The sequence below is a fragment of the Leclercia sp. AS011 genome (genome assembly GCF_037152535.1).
Taxonomy (GTDB): domain Bacteria; phylum Pseudomonadota; class Gammaproteobacteria; order Enterobacterales; family Enterobacteriaceae; genus Enterobacter.
The window spans coordinates 1,964,774-1,984,246 of sequence record NZ_JBBCMA010000001.1; the positions used below are offsets into that span (position 1 = coordinate 1,964,774).

The 19,473-nt window shown below is 60.2% G+C and carries 18 protein-coding genes and 1 pseudogene; 8 read left to right on the forward strand and 11 right to left on the reverse strand.

What is annotated here, in order from left to right:
- Positions 1 to 347 precede the first annotated feature (347 nt).
- From aqpZ to hcr, 4 genes are all read left to right on the forward strand, one after another.
- Positions 348 to 1,043 (forward strand): aquaporin Z, encoded by a 696-nt coding sequence (gene aqpZ, locus WFO70_RS09330; RefSeq protein WP_337015783.1) that lies wholly within the window; start codon positions 348 to 350, stop codon positions 1,041 to 1,043.
- 167 nt (positions 1,044 to 1,210) lie between these two features.
- Positions 1,211 to 2,110 carry a lysine exporter LysO family protein gene (locus tag WFO70_RS09335; protein WP_337015784.1) on the forward strand — a complete coding sequence of 300 codons (900 nt, stop codon included), beginning with the start codon at positions 1,211 to 1,213 and terminating at the stop codon, positions 2,108 to 2,110.
- A 143-nt stretch (positions 2,111 to 2,253) separates the two neighbouring features.
- Positions 2,254 to 3,906 (forward strand): hydroxylamine reductase, encoded by a 1,653-nt coding sequence (gene hcp, locus WFO70_RS09340; protein ID WP_337015786.1) that lies wholly within the window; start codon positions 2,254 to 2,256, stop codon positions 3,904 to 3,906.
- 11 nt (positions 3,907 to 3,917) lie between these two features.
- The gene (hcr, locus tag WFO70_RS09345) at positions 3,918 to 4,886 is read left to right on the forward strand and encodes an NADH oxidoreductase (protein WP_337015788.1); all 969 of its coding nucleotides are present in this window, start codon (positions 3,918 to 3,920) and stop codon (positions 4,884 to 4,886) included.
- Between the two features lie 71 nt (positions 4,887 to 4,957).
- Here hcr and WFO70_RS09350 read toward each other — a convergent pair whose 3' ends face one another.
- Entirely contained in the window at positions 4,958 to 5,392 is a 435-nt protein-coding gene (locus tag WFO70_RS09350) for a DoxX family protein (protein ID WP_337015789.1), read from the reverse strand.
- Between the two features lie 151 nt (positions 5,393 to 5,543).
- Here WFO70_RS09350 and poxB point away from each other — a divergent pair, with 151 nt between their 5' ends.
- The 4 genes and pseudogenes from poxB to WFO70_RS09370 all read left to right on the forward strand — a co-directional run bounded on the left by poxB (position 5,544) and on the right by WFO70_RS09370 (position 10,853).
- Positions 5,544 to 7,262 (forward strand): ubiquinone-dependent pyruvate dehydrogenase, encoded by a 1,719-nt coding sequence (gene poxB, locus WFO70_RS09355; RefSeq protein WP_337015790.1) that lies wholly within the window; start codon positions 5,544 to 5,546, stop codon positions 7,260 to 7,262.
- Between the two features lie 38 nt (positions 7,263 to 7,300).
- Positions 7,301 to 8,302, forward strand: coding sequence for a low-specificity L-threonine aldolase (ltaE, locus tag WFO70_RS09360; RefSeq protein WP_337015792.1), 1,002 nt, complete (start codon positions 7,301 to 7,303; stop codon positions 8,300 to 8,302).
- Between the two features lie 9 nt (positions 8,303 to 8,311).
- Positions 8,312 to 9,748 (forward strand): annotated as a pseudogene (locus WFO70_RS09365) (DUF2867 domain-containing protein).
- A gap of 91 nt (positions 9,749 to 9,839) precedes the next feature.
- Positions 9,840 to 10,853: an NAD-dependent epimerase/dehydratase family protein gene (locus WFO70_RS09370; protein ID WP_337015794.1), complete on the forward strand. Its 1,014-nt coding sequence runs from the start codon at positions 9,840 to 9,842 to the stop codon at positions 10,851 to 10,853.
- Here WFO70_RS09370 and iagB read toward each other — a convergent pair whose 3' ends face one another.
- From iagB to gspG, 10 genes are all read right to left on the reverse strand, one after another.
- Entirely contained in the window at positions 10,854 to 11,294 is a 441-nt protein-coding gene (gene iagB / locus WFO70_RS09375) for a type III secretion system invasion protein IagB (RefSeq protein WP_337015797.1), read from the reverse strand.
- A 62-nt stretch (positions 11,295 to 11,356) separates the two neighbouring features.
- The gene (locus WFO70_RS09380; RefSeq protein ID WP_337015798.1) at positions 11,357 to 13,987 is read right to left on the reverse strand and encodes a glycosyl hydrolase family 18 protein; all 2,631 of its coding nucleotides are present in this window, start codon (positions 13,985 to 13,987) and stop codon (positions 11,357 to 11,359) included.
- A gap of 157 nt (positions 13,988 to 14,144) precedes the next feature.
- A complete protein-coding gene (locus WFO70_RS09385) occupies positions 14,145 to 14,915 on the reverse strand; it encodes a prepilin peptidase (RefSeq protein WP_337015799.1) in 771 nt (256 codons plus the stop codon).
- Complete coding sequence (locus WFO70_RS09390) at positions 14,912 to 15,397, reverse strand: type II secretion system protein M (RefSeq protein WP_337015801.1); 486 nt, start codon at positions 15,395 to 15,397, stop codon at positions 14,912 to 14,914. The genes WFO70_RS09385 and WFO70_RS09390 overlap by 4 nt, the downstream gene beginning before the upstream one ends.
- Positions 15,394 to 16,536 carry a type II secretion system protein GspL gene (gspL, locus tag WFO70_RS09395; RefSeq protein ID WP_337015803.1) on the reverse strand — a complete coding sequence of 381 codons (1,143 nt, stop codon included), beginning with the start codon at positions 16,534 to 16,536 and terminating at the stop codon, positions 15,394 to 15,396. Before gspL ends, WFO70_RS09390 begins: the two co-directional genes overlap by 4 nt.
- Before the next feature lie 15 nt (positions 16,537 to 16,551).
- On the reverse strand, positions 16,552 to 17,568 hold the full coding sequence (gspK, locus tag WFO70_RS09400; protein WP_337015804.1) for a type II secretion system minor pseudopilin GspK: 1,017 nt from the start codon (positions 17,566 to 17,568) through the stop codon (positions 16,552 to 16,554).
- Positions 17,565 to 18,179, reverse strand: a complete 615-nt coding sequence (gspJ, locus tag WFO70_RS09405; protein ID WP_337015805.1) for a type II secretion system minor pseudopilin GspJ — start codon at positions 18,177 to 18,179, stop codon at positions 17,565 to 17,567. The genes gspK and gspJ overlap by 4 nt, the downstream gene beginning before the upstream one ends.
- Positions 18,176 to 18,550 (reverse strand): type II secretion system minor pseudopilin GspI, encoded by a 375-nt coding sequence (gene gspI, locus WFO70_RS09410; RefSeq protein WP_337015806.1) that lies wholly within the window; start codon positions 18,548 to 18,550, stop codon positions 18,176 to 18,178. The genes gspJ and gspI overlap by 4 nt, the downstream gene beginning before the upstream one ends.
- On the reverse strand, positions 18,543 to 19,028 hold the full coding sequence (gspH, locus tag WFO70_RS09415) for a type II secretion system minor pseudopilin GspH (protein WP_337015807.1): 486 nt from the start codon (positions 19,026 to 19,028) through the stop codon (positions 18,543 to 18,545). The genes gspI and gspH overlap by 8 nt, the downstream gene beginning before the upstream one ends.
- Positions 19,028 to 19,471, reverse strand: coding sequence for a type II secretion system major pseudopilin GspG (gene gspG / locus WFO70_RS09420; protein WP_337015808.1), 444 nt, complete (start codon positions 19,469 to 19,471; stop codon positions 19,028 to 19,030). Before gspG ends, gspH begins: the two co-directional genes overlap by 1 nt.
- Between the last annotated feature and the right edge of the window lie 2 nt (positions 19,472 to 19,473).

A 19,473-nucleotide genomic window follows, 5' to 3' on the forward strand; every position in this document is an offset into this window, starting at 1 on the left:
ACTTTTTCCTTTAAGTTATCAGGAGTATAACGTCAGCGCGCCCGGACGGACACCCGATTGTCGGTGGAATAATAAAAAGCAGAAGCCATAAATTAAGAATTGGATGAGTAAGTTTCATTTGAAATAACCGTTCCCGCCGAATACGCTTGCTGCCGGATATTTAAACCGGTTTTGGTTGCCTTAATTTTTAAGGAAACGCAACACATTGCCCTAAATCAAACTTACCTTATTTATTTAACTGGTGAGGAGGAATATTCATTTTAGAATAGGGGCGTTTTAAAAATCATCGCCCCTGTTGGCGATAATAACAATGGCGCAGGATTGCGCGCTTTTTCTTTGAGGTGGTTATGTTCAGAAAATTAGCAGCTGAATGTTTTGGCACGTTCTGGTTGGTATTTGGTGGCTGCGGCAGCGCGGTACTGGCAGCAGGTTTCCCGGAATTAGGTATTGGCTTTGTCGGTGTTTCCCTGGCCTTCGGTTTAACGGTATTAACCATGGCGTATGCCGTGGGGCATATTTCCGGCGGGCATTTTAACCCGGCGGTAACATTAGGGTTGTGGGCAGGCGGTCGTTTTCCGGCGAAAGATATTCTCGGCTATATTATTGCCCAGGTGATTGGCGGAATTATTGCTGCCGCTATTTTGTATCTTATTACCAGCGGTAAAACCGGCTTTGACGCTGCGGCTAGCGGTTTTGCGTCGAACGGGTTTGGCGAACACTCCCCGGGCGGCTTCTCTATGCTGTCTGCCATCGTAATTGAAATCGTGCTGACCGCCGGATTCCTGCTGGTGATCCACGGTGCTACCGACAAACAGGCCCCGGCCGGTTTTGCCCCGATTGCGATTGGCCTGGCCCTGACCCTGATCCACCTGATCAGCATTCCGGTGACCAACACCTCGGTTAACCCGGCGCGCAGCACCGCGGTGGCCATCTTCCAGGGCGGCTGGGCATTGCAGCAGCTGTGGCTGTTCTGGGTGATGCCGATTGTCGGCGGTATTCTCGGCGGCGTGCTGTACCGCACCCTACTGGAAAAACGAGATTAAGATTGTGCGCGTTGTGGTGCCGGGTGGCGGCTACGCCTTACCCGGCCTACGGGACAGTATTTCGTAGGCCGGGCAAGCGAAGCGCCGCCCGGCACTGTTTTCACCTTTACTGAACCGCCTGAATTGGGTAGTGTCACAGCGCCACTCATATAAAGGACCGGTTGTTCATGTTTTCAGGACTCTTAATCATTCTGATCCCGCTGATTGTGGGTTATCTCATTCCTCTTCGTCAGCTGTCTGCTTTAAAACTGATCAACCGTTTACTGAGCTGGATTGTCTACGTCATTCTGTTTTTTATGGGCATCAGCCTCGCCTTCCTCGATAATCTGGCGACCAACCTGCTCTCGATCCTGCATTACTCCGTCATTACGATGGGGGTTATTTTGCTCTGTAATATCGCGGCCCTGTTCTGGCTGGAACGCGTTATTCCGTGGAAAAACCACCATCATCAGGAAAAATTACCCTCGCGTATCGCCATGGCGCTGGAGTCTTTAAAACTCTGCGGCGTGGTGGTGCTCGGTTTTCTGCTGGGGCTGACCGGGTTCGATTTCTTACAGCACGCCACCGAGGCCAGCGAATATACCCTGATCTTCCTGCTGTTCCTGATTGGTATTCAGCTGCGCAATAACGGCATGACCCTGAAACAGATTGTTCTCAACCGGCGCGGCATGATGGTCGCCGTGATCGTGGTGGGGAGCTCGCTGGTGGGCGGGGTGATTAACGCCTTTATCCTCGGCCTGCCGCTCAATACCGCCCTGGCAATGGCCTCCGGGTTTGGCTGGTACTCTCTGTCCGGCATTCTGTTAACCGAATCCTTTGGCCCGGTGATTGGCAGCGCCGCCTTCTTTAACGATCTGGGCCGCGAGCTGATCGCCATTATGCTGATCCCGGGTCTGGTGCGCCGCAGCCGCTCCACGGCGCTAGGCCTGTGCGGTGCCACCTCGATGGACTTTACCCTGCCGGTGCTGCAACGCTCGGGCGGCCTGGAAATGGTGCCAGCCGCCATCGTCCACGGCTTTATCTTAAGCCTGCTGGTGCCAATCATGATGGCCTTCTTCTCCGCCTGATACTTCTTTGGCGGTAGCCTGCTGCCGCCAAAATTGCGCTAAATCAATAACCCTTTCGTTTGTAGCAGAAAGCCCTTTTCTCCGAATCGTCACAGGCATAACCTTAAACATGTATCTAAAATATAACTTTAACAGGTGTGATTATGTTTTGTGTGCAATGTGAACAAACTATCCGTACTCCAGCCGGCAACGGCTGCTCTTACGCACAGGGCATGTGCGGTAAAACCGCCGAAACCTCCGATCTGCAGGATCTGCTGATTGCCGCCCTGCAGGGTTTATCCGCCTGGGCAGTAAAAGCCCGGGAGTACGGCATTATCGACCACTACGTTGATAACTTCGCCCCGCGCGCCTTTTTCTCCACCCTGACCAACGTTAACTTCGATTCACCGCGTATTGTCGGCTATGCCCGCGAAGCCATTGCCCTGCGCGACGCCCTGAAAGCCCAGGCCCTGAATGTGGATGCCAGCGCCCGCGTCGATAACCCGATGGCCGATCTGCAGCTGGTGAGCGACGATCTGGGCGACCTGCAGCGTCAGGCGGCAGACTTTACCCCGAACAAAGACAAAGCGGCGATTGGCGAGAACATCCTCGGCCTGCGTCTGCTGTGCCTGTACGGTCTGAAAGGTGCCGCGGCCTATATGGAGCACGCGCACGTTCTGGATCAGTACGATAACGACATCTACGCCCAGTACCACAAAATCATGGCGTGGCTGGGCACCTGGCCTTCCGATATGAACGCCCTGCTGGAGTGTTCTATGGAGATCGGCCAGATGAACTTCAAAGTGATGAGCATTCTGGATGCCGGTGAGACCACCAAATACGGCCACCCGACGCCTACTCAGGTTAACGTCAAAGCGACCGAAGGTAAGTGCATCCTGATCTCCGGTCACGACCTGAAAGATCTCTACAACCTGCTGGAGCAGACCGACGGCACCGGCGTTAACGTCTATACCCACGGCGAGATGCTGCCTGCCCACGGCTACCCTGAGCTGCGTAAATTCAAACATCTGATCGGTAACTACGGCAGCGGCTGGCAGAACCAGCAGGTGGAGTTCGCCCGCTTCCCGGGCCCAATCGTGATGACCTCTAACTGCATCATCGATCCTACCGTCGGTGCGTATGACGATCGCATCTGGACCCGCAGCATCGTCGGCTGGCCGGGCGTGAGCCACCTCGAGGGTGACGATTTTGGTCCGGTGATTACTCAGGCACAGCAGATGGCGGGCTTCCCGTACAGCGAAATTCCGCACCTGATCACCGTTGGTTTTGGCCGTCAGACCCTGCTGGGCGCGGCGGACTCCCTGATTGATCTGGTGAGCCGTGAAAAACTGCGCCACATCTTCCTGGTCGGCGGCTGCGACGGCGCACGCGGGGAGCGTAACTACTTCACCGATTTCGCCACCAGCGTGCCGGACGACTGCCTGATCCTGACCCTGGCTTGCGGTAAGTACCGTTTCAACAAGCTGGAGTTCGGGGATATCGAAGGTCTGCCGCGTCTGATCGATGCCGGTCAGTGTAACGACGCTTACTCAGCCATCATCCTGGCGGTCACCCTGGCCGAGAAACTGGGCTGCGGCGTGAACGATCTGCCGCTGTCGCTGGTGCTCTCCTGGTTCGAACAGAAAGCGATTGTGATCCTGCTGACCCTGCTGTCGCTGGGCGTGAAAAACATCGTCACCGGCCCGACCGCGCCAGGCTTCTTCACGCCGGATCTGCTGGCCGTCCTCAACGAGAAGTTTGGTCTGCGTTCCGTGACCACCGTTGAAGAAGACATGAAGCAACTGCTGAGCGCGTAAGGAGTAAAAGTATGACGATGCCAACCCATCAGTGCCCATGGCGGATGCAGGTTCATCACATCCATCAGGAAACGCCGGATGTCTGGACGATTTCGCTGCTGTGCCACGACTATTACCCGTACCGCGCCGGGCAGTATGCGCTGGTCAGCGTGCGTAACTCAGCGGAGACGCTGCGGGCGTACACTCTCTCCTCCACGCCGGGTATCAGCGAGTACATCACGCTGACCATTCGCCGCATTGATCAGGGGGCAGGCTCTCAGTGGTTGACGCAGGATGTGAAGCGAGGGGATTACATCTGGCTGTCGGATGCGCAGGGTGATTTCACCTGTGACGATAAGCCGGACGATAAATTCCTGCTGCTGGCTGCCGGCTGCGGCGTGACGCCGGTAATGTCGATGCGCCGCTGGCTGGCGAAACACCGCCCGCAGGCTGACGTACAGGTGATCTTCAGCGTGCGCTCGCCGCAGGATGTGATTTTCGCCGACGAATGGCGTAACTACCCGGTCACGCTGGTGGCCGAAAACAACGCCACGCACGGCTTTGTTGCCGGTCGCCTGAACCGGGAACTGCTGCAAAGCGTGCCGGATATCGCTGCACGTACCGTGATGACCTGTGGTCCTGCGCCCTATATGGACATCGTTGAAGAAGAGGTGAAGGCCCTCGGCGTGACCCGCTTCTTTAAAGAGCAGTTCTTTACCCCGGTCGCGGAAGCTGCCACCAGCGGGCTGAAGTTCACCAAACTGCAGCCCGCGCAGACCTTCTTTGGCCGCGTGGGCAGCACGCTGCTCGAGGCGCTGGAGAGCAATAACGTGCCGGTGGTGGCTGCCTGTCGTGCGGGTGTCTGCGGCTGCTGTAAAACCAGGGTGGTGGACGGGAACTATACCGTCTCCAGCACCATGACGCTGACGGATGCCGAAGTGGCGGAAGGCTATGTGCTGGCCTGCTCCTGTCATCCGCAGGGGGATCTGGTGCTCGCCTGATAAAACGCCCGGTGGCGCTACGCTTACCGGGCCTACATAATCAACATCCCCGATGCGACATCGGGGATGTTTTATTTCCACGCCGGATCGCTCACCACCGAATACCGCCCTGCCCCTAAGCATGCCACCGCCAGCGCGCCCACGAAGAAGTAAACCAGGCTCTCAATCGCCCATGCCCCGACCGCATCCAGCGCGAAGGTTTTGCCTGTACCCACCATCAGCCACGCCACCACCATGGTAAAGGCCAGCACCAGCGCCGCCGGACGGGTAAGGATCCCGAGGATAATCAGGATCGGGGCCACCACTTCGCCAATCAGCACGCCATACGCGATAAAGCCCGGCAGCCCTTTTGCCACCAGCATACCGGCAATGCCTCCCACCCCGTCGATCGCCTTATGCATGCCGTGAAACAGCATTAAGCCCCCCACCGCCAGACGCAGCAGCAGCCTGCCAAAATCCTCATGCGTTAGCGTTTTATTAACAGCCATTAACAATGATTTAACCATCTGAATTTACTCCGTTTTTTATGGGATACCTCACCACAATATGACGAAATGTTGCACATTGAAAGCAACGATTAATGAGGGGGATTAACCGGCATGACGGTCAGTTTCATCTAAGCTTGAAAGCGTTATCACATTCAGGAGACGGACTACCATGAAACAAACCGTGGCGAACTACATTGCAAAAATGCTGGAACAGGCCGGAGTGAAACGGATCTGGGGTGTCACCGGAGATTCCCTCAACGGCCTGAGCGACAGCCTGAACCGGATGGGCACCATCGAGTGGATGCCCACCCGTCATGAGGAGGTCGCCGCGTTCGCCGCCGGGGCCGAGGCGCAGCTTACCGGCGAGCTGGCGGTGTGCGCCGGTTCCTGCGGGCCGGGCAACCTGCACCTGATCAACGGCCTGTTTGATTGCCATCGTAACAACGTCCCGGTGCTGGCCATCGCGGCGCATATTCCGTCGAGTGAAATCGGCAGCGGCTATTTTCAGGAGACGCATCCCCAGGAGCTGTTCCGCGAATGCAGCCACTACTGTGAGCTGGTCTCCACGCCGGAGCAGATCCCGCAGGTGCTGGCCCTGGCCCTGCGTAACGCCATTTTAAACCGCGGCGTTTCGGTGATTGTGCTGCCCGGCGACGTGGCCCTGCAGGCGGCCCCGGAAAGCGCCAGCAGCCACTGGTATCCGGCCCCGCTGCCGGTGGTGACACCCGCCCATGCCGAACTGAAAAAGCTGGCGCAGCTGCTGCGCTACTCCAGCAATATCGCCCTGATGTGCGGCAGCGGCTGCGCCGGAGCCCATGACGAGCTGGTGGAATTTGCCGGCATGCTCAAGGCCCCCATCGTTCACGCCCTGCGCGGCAAAGAGCACGTAGAGTACGATAACCCCTATGATGTGGGGATGACCGGGCTGATCGGCTTCTCGTCCGGGTTCCACACCATGATGAACGCCGACACTCTGGTGCTGCTCGGCACCCGCTTCCCCTATCGCGCCTTCTACCCCACCGACGCGAAAATCATCCAGATCGACATCAACCCGGCCAGCATCGGGGCGCACAGCAAGGTGGATATGGCGCTGGTGGGCGACATTAAGGCCACCCTCGCCGCGCTGATGCCGCTGCTGGAGGAGAAAACCGACCGCAAATTCCTCGACAAAGCCCTAAGCGATTACCGTGACGCGCGCAAGGGGCTGGACGACCTGGCGAAGCCCAGCGACAAGGCGCTGCACCCGCAGTATCTGGCCCAGCAGATCAGCCACTACGCCGCCGAAGATGCCATCTTTACCTGCGACGTAGGGACGCCGACCGTCTGGGCGGCACGCTACCTGAAGATGAACGGCAAGCGCCGTCTGATTGGCTCGTTCAACCACGGCTCGATGGCTAACGCCATGCCGCAGGCGCTGGGCGCCAAAGCCACCGCGCCGGAGCGCCAGGTGGTGGCGATGTGCGGCGACGGCGGCTTCAGCATGCTGATGGGAGATTTCCTCTCGGTGGCGCAGATGAAGCTGCCGATCAAAATCATCGTCTTTAACAACAGCGTGCTGGGCTTTGTGGCGATGGAGATGAAGGCCGGGGGCTATCTGACCGACGGCACCGAGCTGCACGATACCAACTTCGCCGCCATCGCCGAAGCCTGTGGTATCACCGGGATCCGCGTGGAGAAAGCCTCCGAGGTGGACGACGCCCTGCAACGCGCCTTTGCTACCGACGGCCCGGTGCTGGTGGATGTGGTGGTCGCCAAAGACGAACTGGCGATCCCGCCGCAGATCAAACTGGAGCAGGCGAAGGGCTTTAGCCTGTATATGCTGCGCGCCATTATCAGCGGCCGCGGCGACGAAGTTCTGGAGCTAGCCAAAACCAACTGGCTCAGGTAAAACAATCGGCATCGCCTTTAAAATAATAAGGAAATGCCATGATTGATTTACGCAGCGACACCGTTACCCGTCCGAGCCGGGCCATGCTGGAACAGATGCTGGCCGCGCCGGTCGGGGACGACGTCTACGGCGACGACCCCACCGTTAACGAACTCCAGCGCTATGCTGCCGGGCTGAGCGGCCACGAGGCCGCTCTGTTCCTGCCGACCGGCACCCAGGCCAACCTGGTGGCGCTGCTCAGCCACTGCGAACGTGGCGAAGAGTATATCGTCGGTCAGGGGGCGCATAACTACCTGTACGAAGCCGGTGGCGCAGCGGTGCTCGGCAGCATTCAGCCGCAGCCGATCGATGCCGCGCCTGACGGCTCCCTGCCGCTGGACAAAGTGGCTGCCAAAATTAAAGCCGACGACATCCACTTCGCCCGCACCAAACTGCTCAGCCTCGAGAACACCCATAACGGCAAAGTGCTGCCGCGCGAGTACCTGAAAGCAGCGTGGGAATTTACCCGCGAGCGCAAGCTGGGGCTGCACGTCGATGGCGCACGTATCTTTAACGCCGTGGTGGAGTATGGCTGCGAGCTGAAAGAAATAACGCAATATTGCGACTCGTTCACCATTTGTCTCTCCAAAGGGCTGGGCACGCCGGTGGGCTCCCTGCTGGTGGGCAACACCGACTACATCCGGCGCGCCAACCGCTGGCGTAAAATGACCGGCGGCGGCATGCGCCAGGCCGGGATCCTCGCCGCAGCCGGTCTGTACGCCCTGAAAAATAACGTTGCCCGTCTGAAGGACGATCACGACAACGCCGCGTGGATGGCAACGCAGCTGCGCGAGATCGGCGCAGATGTGATGCGTCACGACACTAACATGCTGTTCATCCGCGTCGGGGAAGACAACGCCGCGGCGCTGGGTGAATTCATGAAGGCGCGCGGCGTGCTGATCAACGCCTCGCCAGTGGTGCGTCTGGTAATGCATCTCGACGTCAACCGCGAGCAGCTCGCCGAAGTGGTTGCCCACTGGCAGGCTTTTTTGCAGCGCTAAGGAGCCAACGTGCCGCAACGTATTCTGGTGCTCGGTGCCAGCGGGTATATCGGTCAACATCTGGTGGCCGCCCTCAGCGCGCGCGGGCATCAGGTACGGGCGGCGGCACGCAACGTTGAGCGTCTGCAAAAGCAGGCCCTGCCCAACGTGACCTGCCATACCCTCGATCTCAACTGGCCGCAGGAACTGGCGGCCCTGCTGGAGGGAGTGGATACCCTCTACTATCTGGTGCACAGCATGGGTGAAGGCGGCAACTTCATCGCCCACGAGCGTCAGGTGGCGATGAACGTGCGCGATCTGCTGCTGGAGCACCCGGTTAACCAGATTATTTTCCTCAGCTCCTTGCAGGCCCCGGAGCATGAGCAGTCCGATCACCTGCGCGCCCGGCAGCTGACCGCCGAAACCCTGCGCAGCGCCGGGATCCCGCTCACCGAGCTGCGGGCCGGGATCATCGTCGGGGCGGGCTCTGCCGCCTTCGAGGTGATGCGCGACATGGTCTATAACCTGCCGGTGCTGACCCCGCCGCGCTGGGTGCGCTCCCGCACCACCCCCATTGCGCTGGAGAACCTGCTGCACTATCTGGTGGAACTGCTCAATCACCCGGCCACCGGGCACCGGGTGCTGGAGGCCGCCGGGCCAGAGGTGCTGAGCTATCAGCAGCAGTTCGAACACTTTATGGCGGTGAGTGGCCGTCGCCGTCCGCTGCTCCCCATCCCCTTCCCCACCCGCTGGATTTCGGTGTGGTTTTTAAACGTCATCACCTCCGTGCCGCCGACCACCGCTAAGGCCCTGATCCAGGGGCTGAAGCACGATCTGCTGGCCGACGACCGGGAACTGCGCGCGCTGATCCCCCAGGATTTAATCCGCTTCGATGACGCGGTGCGCAATACCTTGAAAGAAGAGGAGAAGCTGGTCAACTCCAGCGACTGGGGCTACGACGCCTAGGCCTTTGCCCGCTGGCGTCCGGAGTATGGCTACTACCCGAAACAGGCCGGGTGCACGGTAAAAACCGCTGCCAGCCTGAGCGCCTTGTGGGAAGTGGTAAATCAGCTCGGCGGCAAAGAGGGCTACTTCTTTGGCAACGCCCTGTGGCAGACCCGGGCGATGATGGATCGGCTGGTCGGGCATAAGCTGGCGAAAGGCCGCCCGGCAGCGCCATACCTGCAAACCGGCGATGCGGTGGACAGCTGGAAGGTGATTATCGTCGAGCCGGAGAAACAGCTGGCGCTGCTGTTTGGCATGAAAGCCCCGGGCCTCGGGCGGTTGTGCTTTACCCTGAAGGACAAAGGCAGCCACCGGGAGCTGGACGTCCGCGCCTGGTGGCACCCGCACGGGATGCCGGGTCTGTTTTACTGGCTGCTGATGATCCCGGCGCATCTGTTTATCTTCCGGGGCATGGCCCGGCGTATTGCACTTCTGGCAGAACAAAAGACAGAAAAAGTCTGATTAAAACTCCGAATCTTTCACGTTTCCCATTGCATACAGGCGTAATTCACGGAAGAATGCGCACGAAATTCTTTTCAAACAGTGGATCGATATGAAGGTACTGGTTACCGGCGCCACCAGCGGCTTAGGCCGCAATGCGGTGGAGTTTTTGCGCAATAAAGGCATCAGCGTTCGGGCCACCGGTCGCAATGAAGCGATGGGTAAATTGCTGCAAAAAATGGGCGCAGAGTTTGTCCATGCCGATCTGACGGAACTGGTCTCTTCCCAGGCAAAAGTGATGCTGGCCGGGATCGATACGCTGTGGCACTGCTCCAGCTTTACCTCTCCCTGGGGCACCCAGGAAGCCTTCGACCTGGCGAACGTCCGCGCCACCCGCCGTCTGGGCGAGTGGGCCGTGGCCTGGGGGGTGCGCAACTTTGTGCATCTCTCCTCCCCGTCGCTCTATTTCGACTATCACCACCACCGGGACATCCAGGAAGACTTCCGTCCGGCGCGCTACGCCTGCGAATTTGCCCGCAGCAAGGCTGCCAGCGAACAGGTAATCGATCTGCTGGCCCAGTCTAACCCGCATACCCGCTTTACCATCCTGCGCCCGCAGAGTCTGTTTGGCCCGCACGACAAAGTGTTTATTCCGCGCCTGGCGCAGATGATGCACCACTACGGCAGCGTGCTGCTGCCGCGCGGCGGGGATGCGCTGGTGGACATGACCTATTTCGACAACGCCATTCACGCCATGTGGCTGGCGAGCCAGAGCGAATGCGACAGCCTGCCGTCCGGGCGGGCGTACAACATCACCAACGGCGAACCGCGCTCCCTGCGTAGCATTGTGCAGAAGCTGATTGACGAGCTGAACATCCAGTGCCGGATCCGCTCGGTGCCCTACCCGATGCTGGATATCATCGCCCGCAGCATGGAGCGGCTGGGGAACAAGTCGGCAAAAGAGCCCGCCCTGACCCACTACGGGGTGTCGAAACTGAACTTTGATTTTACCCTCGATACGCAACGCGCCGAGAGTGAGCTGGGCTATAAACCGCTGGTGACGCTGGATGAAGGCATTGAGCGCACCGCTGCCTGGCTGCGGGATCACGGTAAGTTACACCGCTGATTATCCCCTGCGGCCGGATTTAAGCTGCTGGTACTTCTGCCACACCTTACGGGCGTACAGCATCCGCTGGGGGTAGTTCTCTTTTTTTAATCCGGCGTTATAGGCTCCCACCGCCTCCCAGCGGTAGCCGTAGACCCGGATCATCCCCGACAAAATCGCGGCCCCGACCCGGATCGAGGTGCAGGGCTCGGTTATCAGGCGAGACTCGTCGATCCCGGCGCGCCTCAGCGCGGCGAAGTGAATGCTGTTAATTTGCATCAGCCCGACATCCCGGGTGCCGTCATGATTCCAGCCCACCGCAGAGGGGTTCATCCCCGACTCGACGTTGGCAATGGCATACAGCAGAAAGGGATCGACGTGATAGCGCTGCCCGGCGCTGTCCCAGCAGTTAGCCAGCGCGCCGTGGCTGAGCAGCACCAGCAGAACAAGTAAGCGTTTCATTTTCATACCCACCAGACGCAAAAAGACGGGGGCCATGCCCCCGTCATCTCAGGTGCGGAAGATTATTTACAGTCTGGTGCCGCGCCCACTTTCACCCAGACGTCGTTCTGGCCCGGTTTATCACCTTTGGTCCACCATTTCGCGCGGTACTCGTTCCCTTCGAAGGTGGTGGTGTCGCCGCCGTTGTAGACCATGGTCGGCATCCAGCCCATTTTCACGGTGCTCATCAGCTCCCAGGCGTCCACGCCGAAGCCCGGCTGGTTGCCCTGAGTCCAGTACTTCGCTTTCCAGACCAGGTTGTCGAAGCTGACGGTGTTGCCGCTGGTGTAGACCTTGCTGCTGCTCCACGCCGGATAGCTGCTGGCGCTGGCATCAACCGGGCTGCTGTCGCAGCTGGAGGCCTCATCCGCAGGCGGTGTCACCTCGTCGGCAGGCTCCTGCGCTTTCGGCGTCACGGTGACCTGGACATTGGCCTGCACCGCGGTTTTACCGTCGCTCACCACCACGCTCAGGGTGTAATCGGTGTTGCTGCTCACCTGCGGGGCGGTAATGCTCAGGTTGGCGGTGTCGGTGCCGGTGGCGTTCATGTCACCCGGTACGCTCCAGGCGTAGCTCAGGGCGTCACCGTCCGGATCTGCCGCCTGGGCATGCAGGGTCAGCGGCTGACCCGCTTCAACCGAGACCGGGGCGATAGCGTTGATCACCGGGGCCTGGTTAGCTTTCGGCGCTTTGTTGACGACCTGCACGTCAGCGGTGCTGCTCAGCCCTTTGCTGTCGGTCACGGTGAGGCGGAACACCAACGTCTGGTCATTCGCCACCGCCGCCACGCTGAAGCTGGCCTGCGCGCTGTTGCTGTTGGACAGGGTGACAGAAGGGCCGGAGATCTGGGTCCATTTGTAGGTCAGGGTATCGCCGTCCTGGTCGCTGGAGGCAGAACCATCCAGGGTCACATTCGCCGGGCCGGTGACCGTCAGGTCGCTGGCGGAGGCTACCGGCGCGTGGTTGGTTGCCGGCGGTACGTCAGAGGAGGAGCCGCTCAGCAGGCTTTCGTTCATCGCATTGAGGATGTCGCCGTTATCGGACTCCAGGGACCAGGCAAACAGGCCGCCCAGGTTCTTGTTGAGCACAAACTTGCCTTTCGCCTCGACGGAACGGGCATCGTCATAGGTGATCAGGGTTCCGCTGGCCTTGTTGAACAGGTATGGCGCTTCCGCGGTAGCGTCATATTTATATTCCCAGCCCGCTTTGCCTTTGTATTTGTTGACGATGTCGCGGTAGTCGACGATACCCGCTTCCCAGGAGCCCGGGATCGCGCCGGTGGCGGTGCCGGTGAACGGGTTGTCGCCGGTGTAGCCGTGAACCCCGGTCCAGCCGCGACCGTACATCGCCGCGCCAACCACGATTTTGCCCGGCTGGACACCCTGGGCCAGCATGGCGTTAACGCTGCCTTCGGTGGTCACACTGTCCGGTTTCCAGGTTGGAGCGTGCAGCCCGGTCTGGTGGCCGAGGTCGGTCATGCTCCAGGAGCCGTAGAAGTCATAGCTCATCAGGAAGATGTAATCCATGTACTTCTGCGCCGCGTTGTAGTCCACGTTGGCGATTTTGCTGGTGCCCGCGCCAATGGCGGAGGTCAGTTCATAGGTGCGGCCGGTCTGGGCGGAGAGCTCGTTGAGCATCGCGCGCAGATCGCGCATCAGAAGGGTGTAGGTCTCTTTATCCACCTGCGGGTTACCCAGCGCCGGGTTCTCACCGCCGCCGCCCGGGAACTCCCAGTCGATGTCCACGCCGTCATAGAATTTCCAGGTTTGCAGGAACTCTTTTACCGAGGAGACGAAGCGGGCGCGGATGGCGCTGTCGTGCATCTGGAAGAAGGGATCGGAGAGGGTCCAGCCGCCAATGGATGGCAGAATTTTCAGGCCCGGATGCGCTTTTTTCAGCGCCATCATCTGACCGTAGGTGCCTTTATAGGCGTCGTCCCAGTTGGACACGCCGGACTGCGGCATCTGCAGCGCGGCCCAGGGATCGTGGATCGCCACGGTGTAATCCGGACGGCCCTGACAGGCTTTCTTCAGCGCTTCCAGCGCGTTACCGGCGCTGGCGTTGATGTTGTCGCCGCAAATGGGAATGAAGCCATAGATAATGTGGTTTACGTTGGCGGCAGGAATTTTATCCACCGGGAATTTGCGGTCGTAGACGCCCCATTCCGGGTAGTAGGCCGCCACCACTTTATCGGAGTGCTGGGCGAAGGATTTATTGTTCTCCTGCAGCGGAGCATTCAACGGCAGCAGATGGCTCCCGTCGGTATCGGCGACGATGATCAGCTTGCTGTCGCTGGTGCTGCATCCGCTGTCGTTACAGAGCTGGACCTGCTCCTGATAGCGACCGCCTTTTTTCACCTTGAAGGTGGCTTTGCCGGAGGCGCTGCCTGCCCCGCTCCAGACTTCCTGACCGTCCAGGAGCACTTTGGCCGTCGTCGGCACATCACCGCTGTAGACGTTCCACTCCACGGTCACGTCGGCACCGTCCTTAACCTTAATCAGCGAGTTATAAACCTGCGCTGACTGATCCACCTCGACAATGGAAAATTTATCATTTCCACTGCTCAGGGTCGGCTTTCCCGGCACCGCGGCAAATACCGGGCTCACCGCCGCAGCGACAAATAAAGCCAGATATTTAGGCTGCATGATTTTCATTATTCATTCCTTTTGCTGTACGTGAACTTAAATAACCATGCGATCCATTCGGCATGGTAAAAGGGTTATTTAACCCGGTGTCACGATATCGCTCGCCGTCCATTTTTTCGCGTTTTCGCTTTCACGAAAAAAACTCAGGAAAAACTTGACCGGCGAATTAAAAGGTGAAAAACGCGTGCTGCAAAATAAATATCGTCAGCCCGGCTAATGCCAGAAACGGACCGAAAGGAATAAGGGTATCATCTTCCTGATGACGAAAGCAGAGCACCCAGCCGAGGATCCCCCCCAGCGCCGCCAGCAGCAGGATCGAGGGTAAGGCCTGCCAGCCGCACCAGGCACCCAGCGCCGCCAGCAGCTTAAAGTCGCCGTAGCCCAGCCCCTCCCGCCCGGTAGTCAGCCGGTGTCCCTGGTAGACCAGCCACAGCGCCAGATAGCCCGCCACCGCGCCATACAGCGCATCGCTGAGCGGCAGCAGGTGAACATGCAGATTCAACAGCAGCCCGGCCCACAGCAGCGGCTGGGTCAGACAGTCCGGCAGCAGCCGCTCCCGCAGGTCGATCATCGCCAGCGGCAGCAGGCCGCACCACAGCAGCCACAGGGCCAGCAGCACCGGCAAACCGGGTATCAGACAGGCGCTGAGGGCAAAAAACAGCCCGCTCAGCAGCTCGGCCATCAGCACCCGCAGGGGGATCCGGACGCGGCAGCAGCGGCAGCGTCCGCCCAGCATCAGCCAGCTCACCAGCGGGATATTTTCCCACCAGCGCAGCCGGTGCTGACACGCCGGGCAGTGCGAGGGAGGATAGAGCAGATTCCCGGCCCCCGCCTCTTCCCGCATCCATCCCGGGAGACGTTCCACCACCACCCCGAGAAAGCTGCCGAGGATCGCCCCCAGCACGCCGCTGGCGGCGCAGATCCCCGGGCTCATCATGCGCTTTTTTTCCAGCTCAGCTGGAGATCCGCTTTCACATCGCTGAGGTGATCCACCGGCGTCAGGGTCATCTTCTCCAGCCGCACCCCGGTGGCGAGATTCATCTCCCGCAGCCAGTTTTTCAGCACATAGACGTTGACCCGGTTAATGGCGAAGGTCAGGGATTGTCCGTCCTGACGCACGTCGCTGAGCGTCAGGTTGATCTCATGGGCGCTGTTTTCCACCGCGCTGCGCGGATTGTTGGTTTTCAACTGCTGAACCTGTAGATGATTTTTGGCAATTTCGTCGCGCATCCAGCGCAACGTCTCCTGTTGGCGGTTGAGCGTCGACTGGCTGCGGCCAATCATGGTGTCCAGCGGCACCATGCCGCCGTAGTAGACCGCGGCACAGCAGAGCGCCGCCGCGCCCACCTTGATCAGGTTGCGCTCGCGAAGGCTGTACTGCTGATAGCGGGTTTTTAACTGCGCTATTTTTGTTTTCATTTATATTTCCCCGTCACAAGCGCGGTATAAGGTGCCGCCGTGGAAACAGGCTCCAGGGCAAAGGCAAACTTCTCGCTCGCCTGCTGCACAAAGTCCTGTAGCTGCTGCGGGTTTTGCGCTTGCACGCTGAGCGTCAGGTTATTTTGCGCGCTGTCGTATTCGATACCCTCTATTTCCATCCCCGGCACGCGGCGTTTAATTTGCTCCAGCGCATCCAGCTGCTGAAATATCCCTTTCTTCTGCTTTTTAATATTCTGACCAAAATGGTATTTGATGTTGCTCTGCTGGCGCAGGCTGGGGAAATGGTGCTGATAGAGCTGCACGATTGCCTGCTGAAGCTGGTTCTCCTCCTGAACCAACATCCAGGCGGTGGCGGCCCGCGGTCCGATCAGCAGCCCGACGCAGAGCAGCGCCATCACAGCGGTCGCCATGCGGCGCTTTTTCGCCGCGCCGCTTGCGGCCTCCCGCAGGTCGAACTCGCCGTGCAGGAGGTTCACCCGGCAGTGTTTCCAGCGCGGCTGGATCAGCACCAGCGGATGCTGCCACGGCAGGGTTTCGCTGCATGTCACCCCGGCCGGAGCCTCCCCGTAGCAGAGGATCTCCCCGGGGCTTTTCCCCAGCAGCAGCGGCAGCATGGCCGGCTCCACCGTACAGGCGCTGGCCTGTCCAACGCGCAGCCAGACCTGCGCCTCCAGCGGCACCAGGGTGTTGCTGTTGGCCTCGCCCGGCAGCAGCCAGCTATCCGGCAGCACCTGCACCACCTTTAGCCCGGCGTCGTGGCAGCGCGCCAGCCACTGATGCATGCGCGGAGCGTCAATCGCCACCGCATCCACCTCGCGCCCGGCTTTGCCCAGCACCGTCCAGTGGAGGGTGTCCACATCGCCGATCAGCGTCTCCTCCGCCATCCAGGAGAAGGGGATGTTGTGTGCCAACTGCCTCTTTTTCGCCAGCGTGAAGTGGCGGAAGATCATCTCGCTCGCCGGTAACAGCAGACAGACCCGCGACGCCAGAGGATGAGTCGCCAGCTCGCGGAGGGCCTGATGTCCATTCAACGCCATCACCTGCTGACTGCCCGATTCGCACCACCATACTTTTGCGTCCTCGTCACTGTCGGGACGCACAAAAATTACCTGTTTCATAGACTCAGACTTGTGTTATTCAATCATTCGGTAACGGCGCTGCCAGGTTCTGACCTCGCCCGCCTCGCGCTCTGCCCGCAGCTGGCTGACCACGCGCAGGGTTAACTCATCGGTGTTGCCGGTGTAGTTAACGCGGAAAAAGCGGCTGTTGACGTCGAGCAGATCGGCGGCCTGTTTCAGCTCGTCCTGCAGCTGCGGAGCGTCACGCGCCAGCAGCTCGCTGAACGCCTTAACGCTCTCCCAGCCCGCCTCCGGACGGGCTTCGATCACCCGCTTCGCCTCCTCTTCGGTCAGCTTGCCGGGGAACAGCGCCGCCAGCAGGCTCGCCTGCTGCGGCGTCAGGGTGTTGACGTCCACCCGGCTGGCGGTGGTCGGCAGGGCGCAGAACAGCGCGCTCACCTTCGGCCACGCCGCCGCCGGAAAGGCGGGCAGCAGCTTGATTTCGCTCAGGCTGAGCATCATCCGGTTCGCCGGCAGGCGCGCGGGCTGGAGCCCGGTCCAGGCGTCATCCTCCTGCCCGGCGTTGGCGGTGGTGGTGTCCTCATCGAGGTAATCCACCAGCTGGCGGTAAATCTCTTCTGCGGTGAGGGCGCCGACCCCGCTGTCGCTGAGCAGTTGCTCGACGATCTGCTCCTGGCGCGGCTTTTCGTTCACCGCTGGCGCGGGCGTCTTGTCCTTGCCGCTGGGGGCAGGCACCGCCAGCAGATTATTAACGTTAAAGCAGTCCTGGGCGTCCTCCACCTGGCTGACCACCGTGTAGTCCTCGCCCTGGGTTTCCAGCGGCTCATGCCACTCGCCTTGCAGGGTGAGGACGCTGTTCTCGCCGCTGAGGGCGGTGAGGAGACGCTGTTTGATCGCCTCCTCCTGGCGCTGCATCGCCCAGCGCAGCTGCTGCTGGCTGACCTGGTAGTGGGTTTTCTGCACGTTGCGGCAGAACTGCTGGCTGATTCGGGCCGCCAGGGCTGACATCATCACCAGCAGGATCAGCACCACCAGCAGGGCAACCCCCTGCTGTTTACGCACCCGGCTCATGGCTGCGCCTCCGGGGCGGGCGGTGTCGGCTCCGCCGGTTTTGCCGCGTCCACCGGCAGCTCGCCCGGAGTGGTAAAGACCCAGCGCCAGCGGTCGCCGCTCGCCATGGTGAGCGTCAGCTCCACGCCGTCCGGCTGGGCATCGCTGTCTTGCCACGCGTTTTGCCAGCCCCCCTGCCAGAAGCGCCACTGCACGGCTTTCACCTCGTTGACGATGGGCACCTCGTCCGGTTTGCTGTTGGCCGGGGCGTCGAAGGTCGGCCAGACGTCGCGCCACAGGCGGCCATCCTCCAGCCGCCAGCGCACGTGCTCCAGCTGGGTCTGGCCGCTGACGCCGTTGAGGGTGGTTATCTCCAGGGCGTTATTTTCCAGGCGAAACGCCCCGGTGCCGTTACGAGGCGCGCGCCCCTGCAGTTGAAAAAAATCCCGCTCCAGCAGGTTCCAGGCACGCTGAAGCTGGTTGAGCTTCGCCGCGCTGACATCGGTGGCGGCGCTGGTGCGCATCGCCCCATCGAGAATTTGCCAGGCCAGGGTGCCGATCACCGCGAAGATGGTCAGCGCAATCATGATCTCCAGCAGGGTGAACCCCTGCTGACGCCGCGTCTGTTTCACTTGTTCTCTCCTGGCGGGACGATCTCCAGCGTCATCACCGGCTGGCCGTCGTCGCCTTCGGCCCAGACGCGGATCTCGTCCACCAGACCGTGCTGAGCGGTTTTCACCCGCTGCTTGCGCCAGATCCAGCGGCGTCCGCCCTGGGTTTCAGTGCCCTCCTCCTCGCTATCGGGGAAGTCGCTCTGCATCAGCTGCGCTTCCGCGAGCTGGTTTTCCGCCACCCAACTGGCCTGTAAGGTATCCGCCAGCCCGTAGGTGAAGCGGACGTTGAGCGACACCGAGTTCATCAGCGCCAGCGCGGCGGTGGAGAAGATTGCCAGGGCGACCATCACCTCCAGCAGCGTCATGCCCTGCTGCGGTCTGTTAGCCATCGTTCTCTACCGTTACCGGGGCCGCGCCCCGGGAGACCACGCGGAAGCGGTGTTGTTTGTCGTCACTTTGCAGCGCCAGGGTGAAGCGGCTGATTTCGCCATCCGGCAAAAAGAGGATCTGCGGATCGGCATCCGGGGTCGCCGCCAGCCGCTGGGGTGAGAGGGAAACGTGCATCGCCTCCGGGAAATCGCCGCGGGTGGTAATTCGCCCGGCGGCTAAAGGCACCCAGCCCCGTTGACCGTTTTTATCTTCGAAGGTGACCAGCTGATAACGATCGGGCGTAATGGTCAGGCCGATAATATTGCCGTCCATCACCGCGCGATCGGATCCATATTCCACAAGGGCTTTTAACTGCTGACCAAATATATCCGCGCCGCTGCGCGATGGAATAGTCGAGACCACCATCATTGCGCAGCTGGCAAATATCACCAGCGCGAGAATAATTTCCAGCAGGGTAAAGCCGCGTTGCTTAGTCATTATTTTTTCGCAAGCGACCAGTTAGTAATATCGTCGGCGGTATTGGCTTCGCCGTCCGGCCCGGCAGAGAAGACATCAATCGCCCCGTGTTCCCCCGGGCTGACCAGCAGATAGTCGTTGCCCCACGGATCCTGCGGCAGGCGGCGGATATAGCCGTCGGCGCGGTAGCCGTTCGGGATTGGCGCGATTTCCGGTTTGCTGACCAGCGCCTGCAGGCCCTGTTCGCTGGTCGGGTAGCGGTGGTTATCGAGCTTATACATATCCAGCGAGCCTTCGAGGGCGACAATATCGCTGGTGGCTTTCTGGCTATCGGCTTTCTCTTTATTGCCCATTAAATTCGGCACCACCATGCTGGCCAGTACCCCGAGAATAACAATCACCACCATTAATTCGAGCAAAGTGAAGCCCGCCTGACGGGTCAGGTTTTTACGTTTCATCGCCATGA